Here is a 12,449-nt window from a genome sequence, read left to right on the forward strand (position 1 = left end):
TATACCCACCTCTATTGGTCTGAGATTTTCTACTCCTAGGGTTTCTCTACACTCTGCCCGACCGTGACCCGGCCGGGCTTTTTGTATGGCTGCAGCGCCAACTGCAAGCCGATTATCCAGCAGCAGGAAGCTTAATCTTCTGACCCGGGAAAATGAGATCCGGATTGCTGAGCTGATTCAACTCCTGCAGCTTCTGCCACGTGGTGTTGTGCTTCCTGCCGATCTTCGACAGCGTATCGCCGGACTTCACGATGTACACCCCGCCGTCTGTCGCCGCTGGAGCCGCTGGGGCGGGCTTTTCAGCTTCCGGTGCTGGCGCAGGCGTTGTCGGTGCAGGAACGGCCGGTGCCGGTGCTGGCGCCGATTTGGACGTCTGCTCGGCCGGCGGAGCCGGAGGAACTGGTACCGTTGGCGCAGGAGGCGCCGTGGGCGTTACCGTGTCGGATGCCTTTTTGACCGCGATGCGGCCTTCGACCTGCGGGTTCACTTCGCCCTTCTTCTGGAAGTACTTGATCAGCGATTCCTCCAGCGAAGAATAGTCGCCCGCGAGCGGGTAGTCCTTGAACATCTTGTAATCGTCCCCGCCTGCGGCCATAAAGTCGTTCGTCGCGAGCAGATACGTTTTGTTCGAGTCGATCGGCTGGCCTTTGACCTTGACCGCGGATACCCGCTTGCCTTTCGGCTGCGCAGGATCGAGCTCGAAGGTGACGCCCCCGACCTGCGGGAAGCCGCCCAGCGGCTCCGGATAAGCGGATACGCCGTGCTCAAGAGCGGCAACGATGTCCGAGCCCTTCACTTTTTTCGTCTGAATGTAGTTGCCGAACGGCAGTACGGTAATGACCTGCCCTTTCGTAATCGTACCTGCGGCGATCGAATCGCGGATGCCACCGCCGTTCGTGATGGCAACGTCGGCGCCCGTCTCGTCGATCATCGCGTCGGCAATCAGGTTGCCGAGGTTCGACTCGCCCTTGCGCACAACTTCACGGTCCCCGACCAGCTTGACGGAGGTGGAGCCCACTTTTTGCTGCAGCACCTTCTCTTGCTCTTTTTTCACGGAATTAATAATGTCCAGAACGGCCGCGTCGCCCGGTGTCTTGTCCTCGTCGGCGGCTTTTTTCGTGATCAGGCCGGACACCTTGTCCTTCAGCTTCCCGTTCTCGAACGTCAGGTCGACGCGTCCGAATTGCTTAAGGTACTCCCCGGTCTGGGCGATCAGCACGTTGCCGACCTTCATGCCCGTATCCAGCTTCGTATGGCTGTGTCCGTCGATGATGACGTCGATGTCCGGCACTTGCTCGGCTACCTTGATGCTCGTGTCGATGCTGGACTTGTCGACCCCAAGATGCGTCAGCGCAATAATCGCGTCGACTTTTTGGCCTTTCAGCTCGCTCACAATCGCCTTCGCCTCGACGGCAGGGTCCGTGAACGTAAGGCCCGCGACGTTGTTCGGATGTGTTTTATAAGCGGTTTCAGGCGTAGTCAAGCCGAAAATGCCCAGCTTGATGCCGTCCACTTCCTTGATCACGTAAGGCTGCAAAATGCGGGTGCCGTCCGCTTTTTTCGTATTGGCGCTCAGCACCGGGAATTTGGCTTTGCCCGCCAGCTCCTTAAGCCGCTCGTAGCCGTAGTTGAAATCGTGGTTGCCCGCGGCCATGGCGTTGTACCCCACGGCATTCATGATGTTGACGATGCTTTCGCCGCGCACCAGATTCGCAACCGTTTGCCCGTGGAACGTATCGCCGGCATCCAGCACGAGCGAATTCGGGTTCGTTTTCGCATACTGCTTGATGAGTGCGGCCATTTTGGCGAAGCCGATCCCTTCCTTGCTCTCGTCGACCCGGGAATGCGTGTCATTCGTGTGGAACAGCGTAATCTTCGTCGTGCCCTTCTTGCCGCCGGCGTCCGCTGCCGACGTTTCCGCCGCCGCTGCCGGGGCTGCCGCCGATACGAGCATAAGCGCGGCCAGCGCCGGGGACATCCATTTTTTCCAACCCTTCATTCGCAGCTTCTCCTCCCAAATTGAACCAGTTTGGCATGTCCCTTTTAGTTTAGCACAGATATATAAATGGAAATTCTGCCCTGTGTAAAATTTTCGTAAATAACATGGGGTGCTGGCGGAAAACAGACCGTGCTGGGTTTAAAAAATGCGATTGAGTTTTTTTCAGGGGTATCATACAATGAAAATGCTTAATTTTGGCAAAAGGGGAACGTAACACATGTTTGGAAGGTTGGCAAAAGGCTTGCTCGCGGGCTGCATCGCGGTCGGGATTATCGCCGGTTCGGTGTATCAATGGGGGAGCTATCCGTATGCGGACCAGGTCGCGGTGCTGGCCTATCATCATTTGGACGATACGGATCAGAGCAACGTCACGATCACGCCGGAGCTGTTCCGCAAGCAAATCAGCTACTTGAAGGAAAAAGGCTATAAGTTCCTGACGCTGGCGGAATTCCGCGATTTCATGAACGGCAAGGACGTGCCTCGGCAATCGGTGCTGATTACGTTCGACGACGGCTACGAAAGCTTCTACACGCACGGATATCCGGTGCTCAAGGAGCTCGGCATACCAGCGGTCAATTTTGTCGTGACCAAGGATTTGGCCGATCCGAAGGCGCCCGCCTTAACCGCTTTGTCCGAGGAGCAAATCCGGCAGATGGCCTCGGAAACGGACTTTATCGATTTTCAATGTCATTCGCACGACCTGCACCAAAAAGTGGACGGCAATCCGCTGCTCACCAGTCTGCTGCATACGGAGGGCCGAATTGAAACGGCGGCCGAATACGGCGACCGGATTCTGAAAGATACCCGGGCTTGCGCCAGCCGGCTTCATGCCCTTCATTTGCAGGAGGTGGATATGTACGCCTACCCTTACGGCATGTATGACCGGCAGGCATCGGAGTTGGTCGGGCAGGCCGGGATTCGCTACGCTTTTACAGTAAAAAGCGGCATGGTAACACGGAAGGACGACGTGATGCAAATTCCGCGCATCAATGCCGGGAATCCGAGCATTACGCCGGAAAAGCTGCACCGCACGATCATGCGCCGCGCCGTGAAGGCGAAACTTCCTTCTTTTGGAGGCATGGAATAAGGCGGGTTTAGCAGCGAGAGCTCTACGTCCCGCTTCCACCGCCTTCCTGGCGGTAGTCGAACCACAGCTTGCGGTAATCGACCCACCCGAGTGAGCTGAGCGAGACGTCCCGCAATCCCGGCGGGTACGAGGCGGACTGCTGCCAGCGGTACCACAGGATGACGGCGCGTTCCTGCAGGAGCGTTTCTTCCAGTCGCCCGAGCAGCTCTAACCGGCGGGCGCGGGAAGGCTCCCCGGGAAGATCGGCGCACAAACGACCCGCTATTTCACGCAGCTCCGGAGGCAAGCAGCGCCTCACGGGGCTGTTTGCGTTGGCCAGCAGGGCGAGCAGCGTCCACTCCGTGTCCTCTTGCACCGGCTGCTCCAGCAAGTACAAGTCCGCCGCAGCGAGCGTCGCCTCCTCGAACAAAGCCTCGTACGACACAAACGAAAGCTCCAGACGAATGCCATACGGAGCGAGCGCCCGCTGCAGCCAGACCGCATCCCGCTCGTGACCCGCTCCCGCGTAAGTGACAAGCCGCAGCGTCCGCTCGCGTGTGCCCGCCGGAATCCCGTCGGCATGACAGGATATGGCAGGGAAGGCGCTGCTATGGCCGTCCTTGCGGTCCGGTGCATGAAGTGTGGCGTCATCGTCTCCCTCCATGTCCCGGATAAAACGGTTCGCCAGCGGCCCCCTGTTGCCGTCCAGGTCTAATTGGACCGAGCCGTTTCGCAGCACGGAGGCCAGCAGTTCCCGCTGTCCGGCGTCCGACCAAGGCGAGGAGCTGCCGCTACGCCAGTTCAACGCAATAAACTTGCAGCCCCGGTCGATGTTCGTTTCCTCCAGCCAGTGTCTCTGCAACCGGCTCTCTCCGCTTTCGCGGTATGGACGGAAGTGGCGGAAGTTCAATCCGCCCAGCTCGGCTTCGTCCTCGGCGCCCGAATCTTCATTGCCGTCATAAGTGGATGGCAAACACCACATCTCCACCCGGTCCAAATGCGCTCTCCGCTTGTAATAGTCCGCAAACGCCTCAAGCGCAAGGAACCGGCTTTCCCGCTCCGCCAAGCGGAACGGACCGGTACCGATCGGCCGAAAAGCAAAGTCCGCCGTCATCCCGGCCGGAACGATGGAGGCCGCCGGGGAAGCAAGCAGCCCGAGCAAAAAGCCGAGCGACTTTCGAAGCCGGATTTCTAAACGGAAATCATCCAACGCCGCGACGGCTTCGAGCCCTTTGTACAACGGCGCATAGGGCGACTGCGGCTGACCCGCGGTGCCGCGTAGCCGCTCCAAGGTGTAGGCGGCATCCCGGGCCGTAAACGGTTTTCCGTTATGGAAGCGCACATGCTTTTGCAGCGCAAATATCCAGCGCTCCCGGCCTCCCTCGTCCGCCACCCGCTCCCAGTGATGGGCCAGCCCCGGCAAAAAACGGTCTGTCTCCCGATCGTACCTCACCAACGTATCGAACAACTGCCTGATCATATGCAGCTCCGTACGCCGCGTCGTATAGGCGGGGTCCAGCGGGCCGAGCTGCCGGTAGGACGGGAAACGGAGCACCTCGACGGGTCCCGCTTTCTCGCCCGACGCCGCTTCCCTGCGGTACCCGAACGCCTCCTGCAGCAGCTCCGCGAGCTGTCTGCGGCCGTCCGACGTGTCCGGGCCCAGCTCCGCCAAAGTCACGGCCTCGCGGAGTCGTCCCTGGGCCAGCCGCTCCTTCACCTGCTCCAGCAGCAGCCTGTCGGGCTCCGCCCGCAGCTCCAGACGCGAACGGTTGCCGCGACCGCGGCCCGGCTCCCACCTGATCCAATCGCGCGCCTGCATCCCCCGGAGCAGCAGCTTCACGTTGCGCTCCGTGCAGTGGAGCAGTCCGGCCAGCTCCGTCAGCGTCGCTTCCGTCCCACCTTCCAAGCCCCGGGGCCGCAGTCCCCGGTACAGCTTCAAGTAATGCTCCTCCAACCGCATCGCGTTCCGTTCTCCTTCCTCCATTCGATCGTGTATCCGCGAACCAAAAGGGGAAATTTTCTGTTCCCAGTTTACACTTTTTATTCCCCTTTTTCCATTTACAATTAGAGCTACGTCAACGCATAAAAAGGGGTTGTTTGAAATGAAAGCACACGGTCCATCCGTCCGCGCAATCGCTTGGGTGACCGCGGTCTGCCTGCTCGGCGACTCGATGCTCTATATCGTGCTTCCGGTGTACTGGAAGCATTACGGTTTGGATGCGCTCTGGCAGGTCGGCGTTCTGCTGTCGGTCAACCGCCTCGTCCGGCTGCCGCTCGGCCCGCTGATCGGCTGGCTGTACAGTCGGCTGCCGAAACGGACCGGCGTGCTTGCCGCGGTCGCTCTGGCCTGTGCCACGACGCTGGCGTTCGGCTTCTTCAGCGAATTCGCACCGCTCCTTGTGGCACGGGCGTTATGGGGTGCAGCGTGGTCAATGCTGCGCATCGGCGGCTACTTGACGGTACTGGAGGCCAGCGGCGGCGGGGACCGTGGCCAACTGCTCGGGCGCTACAATGGGATCATGGGCGTCGGCAGCCTCGTCGGGATGCTGGCCGGCGGCCTGCTCGCGGACCTGCTCGGCGTTCGCGCGGTGGCGCTGCTGCTCGGCGCGATTACGCTGGCCGGCCTGCCGTTCGCCTGGCGCTTCGTGCCGCCCACCGTCACGCCGTCCGCGCCGCCGCAGCCCGACGCTTCCGTGCCGCGTCGGCCGCGGCTGACTGCCGAAGCGCTGCTGCCGCTGCTGTCGGGCTTCACGACCGCGCTCGTCTTCTTCGGCCTGCTGATGGCCGCCCTCAGCCCGTTGATCGCCGCCCGCCTGCCGGACGGCGGCACGCTCACGCTCGCGGGCTTCACGCTCGGCGCAGCCTCCGTCGCCGGCGTCCTGCAAGCGCTGCGCTGGGGCTGGTCGCCCTTCCTATCTCCCTGGTTCGGGAGACAGTCGGACGGCCCCCGCGGCCGCCTGCCGCTTTACCTCGCCGCGCTCGGTCTGGCGGCTGCCGCCTTCGCGCTGCTGGCGCTGCCGCTGCCCTTCGGCCTCTGGCTTGCGGTCCTGCTCGCGGTGATGCTGGCGAATACCGCCATCACCACGCTCTCGGACACGCTTGCCGCCGACGCCGCCGCGGGCAGCCGCGCCGTCGCGTACATGACGACGTATACGATCGTCGTCGATATCGGGGCCGCGCTCGGCCCGCTGGCCTCCTTTGTCCTGCTGGGCGCGTTCGGCCCCGGCGGCGTCGGCTTCGCCTGCGCCGCGCTGATGGCCATCACCGCCGCAGCCTGGCTCATTTTTCATCGCGGACGGCGTATGCTATAATGTGCGGCAAAAGGACGAACGAAGGAGCGAATCAAGATGCAGCAGTTCGAAGCGGTGCTGCACCGGCCTGAAGGGACAGGGACGTGGACGTACTTCACGCTGCCCTTTTCCGTGGAAGCCGTCTTCAGCAGCAAAGGACAAGTCAAAGTAAAAGGAACGGTCAACGGCGTGCCGTACCGCAGCTCCGCGATGCCGCATGGCAACGGCACCCACTATATGGTCGTGGGCAAAGCAATTCGCGATGAGGCGGGGGTCGCGCCAGGAGATACGGTGCAGGTCACGATGGAGCTGGACACGGAAGCGCGGACCGTCGAAGTGCCCGGCGATTTGGCCGACGCTCTTCGCCAAACGGAAGAAGCCGCGGACCGATTCGACAAGCTGGCGTATTCGCACCGGAAGGAGTTTGTAGACTGGATCGAGTCGGCCAAGCGGCCGGAAACGCGGGCGAGCCGCATCGGCAAAACTGTGACGATGGTGCTGGAAGGAAAAAGACCGAAGGGGTAACTGGCGATTGGAGGAGGATACGGCATGGAACTGGCGGAAATCATGGCCCGGCTTGAAGCGCTGGGTACGGAGCAGAACCGTAAAGTGTTCCGAAAACACGGTGCCAAAGAGCCGTTATTCGGAGTCAGCTTCGGCAATCTGGACAAGCTGAGAAAAGAGATTAAAACGAACGACGCCTTGGCCGAGCAGCTCTGGAACACGGGCAATACGGATGCCCGGACGCTGGCCGTCATGATCGCCGATCCGAAAACCCGAACGCTTGAGCAGTTGGAACAATGGCTGGACGATATCGATTATTACTGCTTAACGGATGTGCTTGTAACCCATCTGGCAAGCAAATCCCTCTTGCTTCCCGAGCTTCTGCAGCGCTGGACGGCTTCGGACCGGGAATGGGTAGGACGGGCCGGCTGGCAGCTCATGGCGCACGCCGCCATGAAGAGCAAAACGCTCGGCGAGGACTACTTTCTCCGGCAGCTGGAGCGCATCGAATCCCGTATCCATTCCAGCCCGAATCGCACCCGCGATGCGATGAACGCCGCCCTGATCGCGATCGGGATGCGCGGGGAAGCTTTGGAAGCCGCGGCCTTGGCAGCCGCAGCCCGCATCGGCAAGGTCGAGGTCGACCATGGCGATACGGACTGTAAGACGCCGGACGCGGCGGCTTACATCGCCAAGGCGAAGAGCCGGAAGCGCTGAGCGCCGCACGAAGTACGGAGCGCATCGCCGCGGACGGGATGCGCTCCTTTTTATCTCAATGTGCACCTCTCCCGATACACGTCGCGTCGCTGCAGGGCGGGTGATCGCCCCTATTGAGTGGGCGACGGGATGTATCCCCGGGAAGAAAACCTCCGGACCGCTGAAGAGCCTGTGCAGGAGCAGAGCATATTCGGAAATAGAGGAACGCTGGTTCCTTTATTTTCGCGATCGTGAAGCAATTCGGCAAAACAGAGGAACACATGTTCGTTATTTTATCCATTTTGAAGCGGAACTAATAAAATTCGACAAGAGTAACGCATCGGTGTTCCGCTACTTCCCGCATCCCCTTCAACTCTGGCAATTAGGAACTGGGATGCCTAAATGGAATCCACATCCCGTTTCGGATAAACTTTGCAAGCGGAACCTTCATGAAGGCCGGCCTTGTATACATCATGGGCTCTGCCCACCGCCGTGGAACGCCGCAACTCGCGCCGGGAGAGGCGCGCCTCAATCATCTCCCGCCTTTCTCCGCCACTGTCGGACTGGCCTCTCCCCCTGCTCCTGCCTTGCTCCGCTGCTGTCGGGATCGCACGCCCCTAGCCCACTCCCACCTTTCTCCGCCGCTGTCGGATCGCACGCCTCAAGCCCGCTCCCACCTTGCTCCGCCGCTGTCGGATCGTACGCCTCTAGCCCGCTCCCGCCTTGCTCCGCCGCTGTCGGATCGTACTCCTCCCCTCGCTCGCACCCTACCGCGCCGCGGCCGGGATCGGTCTGCGCATCAGCTCCAGCCGCTCGAAGCCATACTGCTCATACAGCCCGTGCGCGTCTCTAGTGCCAAGCACCATCCGGGTATCCTGCACCGCCGGATACTCCACCAGAAACTGCATCAGCGACTTGCCGAGTCCCTGCCCCCGGTGATCGGGGTGTACGATCACGTCGCACACCCAAGCGAACGTAGCGTAATCCGTCACCACCCGCATGAAGCCCACCTGCGCCTCCCCGTGGTAAAGGCCGAAGCAGAGCGAATTTTCAAGGCTCCGCAGCACCGTCTCCTTGCTTCGGTGCGCAGCCCAGTAGCTTGTCTGCAAAAGCGCATAAATCACATCCGGCTGCAGCTCTTCCCAGCTATCGTTAATGCGGTACGGCAGCGTATCGTGCTTCCATTCCATCTGTACCCCTCCTGGCTGATGTTGGTTTCGTTCATGTCGTTCAGTATAATGGAGACAGATGACAGCGGCATATTTATTTCTCCTATCTGTACCCGTACAAAAATAAGACTCATTCAGGGGGGCCCTACGTATGAGTATGAGCACGAGCATGAATATGAGCACGGGCTGTAAGTTCGAAGCCATCAAAGCGGACATCCAGCGCAAGCTCGCATCCGGCGCCATCCGGCCGGGCGCCAAGCTGCCCTCGATCCGCGACGTATCCGTACAGTACGGATGCAGCAAAAATACGGCCATTCGCGCGTACGACGAGCTGGAACGGGAACACTTGATTTATTCGGTTCCCAAAAGCGGCTATTATGCCGTCATCCGTTCCGAACAACCCTCTTCCGCCGAGCAGTTAGAGCGAATCGACCTCGCCACCGCGACGCCGGACCCGGCGGTTATGCCGTACGCGGACTTTCAGCATTGCTTGAACCAAGCGATCGAGCGGTATCAGGACCGGCTGTTCTCCTATGCCGACCCGCTCGGCTTTATGTCGCTCCGGCACGCGCTGCAAAAGCATCTGACCACGACGCAGGTATTCGCCGAACCGGAGCGGATTGCCGTCGTATCCGGCTCCCAGCAGGCGATTCACATGCTGGCCAGCATGCCTTTTCCGAACGGCAAGACGGCGATTCTCGTCGAGCAGCCCACCTACTTCGGCATGCTCCGCACGCTGGAGCTGCTGGGTATCACGGCCATCGGCATGGCCCGCACCGACGAAGGAATCGATCTGGACGAGTTGGAGCGGCATTTCCGGACGAACACGATCAAGTTTTTTTATACCGTGCCGCGTTACCATAACCCGATGGGTACGAGCCTGAGCCAAGAGCAAAAGCAGGCGATCGCCCGACTGGCCGAGCGCTACGACGTCTACATCGTGGAGGACGATTACTTGGCCGATCTCGAAACGAAGCGCCGCGCGGACCCGATCTACAGCCTGAACCGCTCCGGCCACGTCATCTATGTCAAAAGCTTCTCCAAAGTGACGCTGCCGGGCCTGCGTCTTGGCACGGCCGTCTTGCCGCAGCCGCTTCTGGAGACGTTCCGCCTGTTCAAGGCGTCCACCGATTCGAGCACGTCCGCCTTGTCCCAGGCGGCGCTGGAGCTTTACTTGACGTGCGGCATGTTCGACCGCCATGCCGCGCAGATGCGCGAGCATTACCGCTCCCGGATGGAGGCGCTCCGCACGGCGGCCGCCCGTTACCTGCCGCAGGAGGTCGGCCTGCGTGTGCCCGACGGCGGCGTCTTTGCCCGGCTGCTCGTGCCGCCGCCGCTTGAGGCCGACGATCTGCTGGCGGCGCTGAAGCAGCAGAACGTCGCAGCCTTGCCCACCGCGCGAAGCTATCTGCGCACCTTCGCGAAGGACAACGGTCTGCGCCTGAGCGTCATGCGCGCGAACGAAGCACAGATCGACGAAGCGATCCGCCGCATCGCCGACTGGATCGGGCAGGCGCGCCACCGCAAACCACTGCTGCAATGGGAACCGGTCGTCGACTGGATCTAGACGAGGAAGGGGATAAACAAGTGGCCTACGAGGAACGCCTGCCGCACGAGCGGCTGCAGCCTTTCATCAAATGCTTATGGCGCTTGGAGCGTACCTATGCTGCCAACGACGGCGAAGTGCTCTGGCCCGACGGCTGCGTCGAGCTCATTTTTCATTACCGCGCACGGTATTCCAACGGTCCGACGGAGCTGCCGCGGGCGTTCCTCATCGGAACGCTGTCACGGTACCATCGCCTGAAGGCGATCGGCACCGTCCGGTTGTTCGGCGTCCGGCTGCTGCCCTGGGGATTGCGCGCTTTTCCCGCCTTTCGGCAGACGGCTCACAAGGACCGGATGCTTCCGCTGAGCGACGTGATCGACCTGGCACAGACGCAAAGCCTGGAACGGCAGCTGGAGCAGGCCGACCCGGACCAAGGCATGCGGCTGGTCGAATCCTTCCTGCTGGCCGAGCTGAAGCCCGAAGGTCTGGATCTTCGCCTGCTCGGCATTTTGGCGAAGCTGTACCGGGAGCCGCTAACGTATGACGTTCCCGCCGCGGCCAAGGAAAGCGGCTATTCGCTGCGGCAGTTCGAGCGCATTTGCTCCGGGCTTACGGGCATGTCGCCGAAGCAGCTCAGCAAAGCGTCCCGCTTCAATCAGGCGCGGCTCCGTATTTTTTTCAATCCGGCCGTCGATTTGCATGAATGCATGACCCATTTCGGATACTACGACTATGCGCATTTTTCCAAAGACTTCAAGCAATGTCTCGGCATCACGCCCAGCGAATACCAGAAATGGATTCTGCGCCTGCGGGAAGGCATGCGAAAAACAAAGGATGTCGTTTTTTTACAAGACGAGAGCCCGGACGGGATGCTATAGTTCTAGCAGTCGGAGCTCTTGAACCACGCGAAGGAGGACAAGTCATGATTAAGAAAATTGCAACGGCTGCCGTTTATGTGGAGGACCAGCAAAAAGCGAAAGCGTTCTGGACGGAGAAGGTCGGCTTCGAGGTCGTAGCCGAACACCAAATGATGCCGGGAGCGAGCTGGCTGGAGGTTGCGCCGAAGGGAGCGGAATCCGCGCTGGTGCTGTATCCGAAAAGCATGATGAAAAACTGGGCCGAGCTAAAGCCGTCCATCGTATTCGTCTGCGACGATGTCGAGAAGACGTACGAGACGATGAAAGCGAACGGCGTCGCCTTCGAGGGCGAGCTGCAAAAAATGCAATGGGGCACCTTCGCCACCTTCCTCGATGAGGACGGCAATTCGTTTTTGATCAAAGGCTAGAAAAAAAGAGACCGCCCAAACGCCGAAACGTTTGAGCGGTTCTCATCGTTTAAGGCGTACCCCGAACCGTGCGGACGGAAGGCCGCCGTTCTCATTTCCCCGCCGTATACTCGGCTACGACCGGGTCCGAATTCAGCCTCCCGCTCACCGCCTTGATCACGAACCGATACGATTGAGATGGGTCCTTTTTCGCTACGGTATAGCTGTAGGCGGTCGTTCCGTCAGAATGACGGACTTTGGCCATCCAATTCGGGCCCGCTGCATCATTTTGCTCGTAAATGCGGTAACCCTCTACCGCCGCTCCCGTGCCCGGAGCGTTCCAAGTCAGCTTGACTTGCCCGTCCGCCGTCAGCGTCGCTTTGGCGTTTTCCACCTTGTTCGGCTTCGCGGCGGTTTTCTTAATGCTGTATGCGTCGTATAGTTCCGTGCTTCCGCCCTTCGTCGTCGTATAAGCTTGGAAAGACAGCGTATCGTCCCGGACGGTTACCCCGGTGAACATCTGCTTTTTCGGCTGGCCGGATACGGCCGCGTACGGGAAATCCTGATCTTTGGGCTTTTGAACACTCCCACCACCTGCGCTAATGGCGCTGAGGTAGGGGATTCTTGCGAACAGAGAAGCATCCTTCTCTTCTTGAGCAAGCGATCCCTGCGGTTCCCGCAGTTCAGTTGGCCTTCGCCAACAAACGCAGTCCTTCTTGCAAAATGTTCATGCTGGCATTGTGGTCACGGTCATGTTGCGTGCCGCATCCTGAACAGGTCCACACTCGCAAGTTTAGATTTTTCACTTCGGGGTTGCGCGATTGGCATACATGACAAAGCTGACTGCTTGGATAGTTTTTGGCGACCATACTGATCGCGCGACCATACCACGTTGATTTATATTCCAGCATCGTG

Annotated in this window: 12 protein-coding genes; 7 read left to right on the plus strand and 5 right to left on the minus strand. The window is 60.3% G+C overall.

Annotated features, from left to right (window positions below):
- Nucleotides 1-112: 112 nt before the first annotated feature.
- Complete coding sequence (locus QJ48_RS32955; RefSeq protein WP_054977543.1) at nucleotides 113-1,999, minus strand: 5'-nucleotidase C-terminal domain-containing protein; 1,887 nt, start codon at nucleotides 1,997-1,999, stop codon at nucleotides 113-115.
- A gap of 217 nt (nucleotides 2,000-2,216) precedes the next feature.
- On the opposite strand from QJ48_RS32955, the gene QJ48_RS32960 reads away from it, so the two are divergent.
- Nucleotides 2,217-3,086 carry a polysaccharide deacetylase family protein gene (locus tag QJ48_RS32960; RefSeq protein ID WP_054977544.1) on the plus strand — a complete coding sequence of 290 codons (870 nt, stop codon included), beginning with the start codon at nucleotides 2,217-2,219 and terminating at the stop codon, nucleotides 3,084-3,086.
- Between the two features lie 22 nt (nucleotides 3,087-3,108).
- Here QJ48_RS32960 and QJ48_RS32965 read toward each other — a convergent pair whose 3' ends face one another.
- Complete coding sequence (locus QJ48_RS32965; protein ID WP_054977545.1) at nucleotides 3,109-5,025, minus strand: ABC transporter substrate-binding protein; 1,917 nt, start codon at nucleotides 5,023-5,025, stop codon at nucleotides 3,109-3,111.
- Between the two features lie 142 nt (nucleotides 5,026-5,167).
- Here QJ48_RS32965 and QJ48_RS32970 point away from each other — a divergent pair, with 142 nt between their 5' ends.
- The 3 genes from QJ48_RS32970 to QJ48_RS32980 are packed head-to-tail and all read left to right on the plus strand — an operon-like array spanning nucleotide 5,168 to nucleotide 7,576.
- Complete coding sequence (locus QJ48_RS32970; protein WP_054977546.1) at nucleotides 5,168-6,376, plus strand: MFS transporter; 1,209 nt, start codon at nucleotides 5,168-5,170, stop codon at nucleotides 6,374-6,376.
- Between the two features lie 36 nt (nucleotides 6,377-6,412).
- Entirely contained in the window at nucleotides 6,413-6,880 is a 468-nt protein-coding gene (locus QJ48_RS32975) for a YdeI/OmpD-associated family protein (RefSeq protein WP_054977547.1), read from the plus strand.
- A 24-nt stretch (nucleotides 6,881-6,904) separates the two neighbouring features.
- Nucleotides 6,905-7,576, plus strand: a complete 672-nt coding sequence (locus tag QJ48_RS32980) for a DNA alkylation repair protein (protein WP_054977548.1) — start codon at nucleotides 6,905-6,907, stop codon at nucleotides 7,574-7,576.
- A 746-nt stretch (nucleotides 7,577-8,322) separates the two neighbouring features.
- On the opposite strand, the gene QJ48_RS32985 is transcribed toward QJ48_RS32980, so the two are convergent.
- The gene (locus QJ48_RS32985) at nucleotides 8,323-8,745 is read right to left on the minus strand and encodes a GNAT family N-acetyltransferase (protein WP_054977549.1); all 423 of its coding nucleotides are present in this window, start codon (nucleotides 8,743-8,745) and stop codon (nucleotides 8,323-8,325) included.
- Nucleotides 8,746-8,875: 130 nt separating this feature from the next.
- Between QJ48_RS32985 and QJ48_RS32990 the strand changes: the two genes are divergently transcribed.
- Genes QJ48_RS32990 through QJ48_RS33000 form a run of 3 tightly spaced genes read left to right on the plus strand, consistent with a single transcriptional unit; the run spans nucleotide 8,876 to nucleotide 11,555 of the window.
- Nucleotides 8,876-10,291, plus strand: coding sequence for a PLP-dependent aminotransferase family protein (locus QJ48_RS32990; protein WP_237763137.1), 1,416 nt, complete (start codon nucleotides 8,876-8,878; stop codon nucleotides 10,289-10,291).
- A 20-nt stretch (nucleotides 10,292-10,311) separates the two neighbouring features.
- Nucleotides 10,312-11,148 carry a helix-turn-helix domain-containing protein gene (locus QJ48_RS32995; RefSeq protein WP_054977550.1) on the plus strand — a complete coding sequence of 279 codons (837 nt, stop codon included), beginning with the start codon at nucleotides 10,312-10,314 and terminating at the stop codon, nucleotides 11,146-11,148.
- Between the two features lie 44 nt (nucleotides 11,149-11,192).
- On the plus strand, nucleotides 11,193-11,555 hold the full coding sequence (locus QJ48_RS33000) for a VOC family protein (protein WP_054977551.1): 363 nt from the start codon (nucleotides 11,193-11,195) through the stop codon (nucleotides 11,553-11,555).
- Nucleotides 11,556-11,646: 91 nt separating this feature from the next.
- Here the strand turns inward: QJ48_RS33000 and QJ48_RS33005 are convergent, their stop codons facing one another.
- Nucleotides 11,647-12,054, minus strand: coding sequence for a fibronectin type III domain-containing protein (locus QJ48_RS33005; protein ID WP_054977552.1), 408 nt, complete (start codon nucleotides 12,052-12,054; stop codon nucleotides 11,647-11,649).
- Nucleotides 12,055-12,217: 163 nt separating this feature from the next.
- The coding region (locus QJ48_RS36445) for a zinc ribbon domain-containing protein (protein ID WP_157261831.1) at nucleotides 12,218-12,449 on the minus strand (232 nt) is incomplete at its 5' end.

This window comes from Paenibacillus sp. A3 (assembly GCF_001399685.1).
Lineage (GTDB): Bacteria > Bacillota > Bacilli > Paenibacillales > NBRC-103111 > Paenibacillus_G.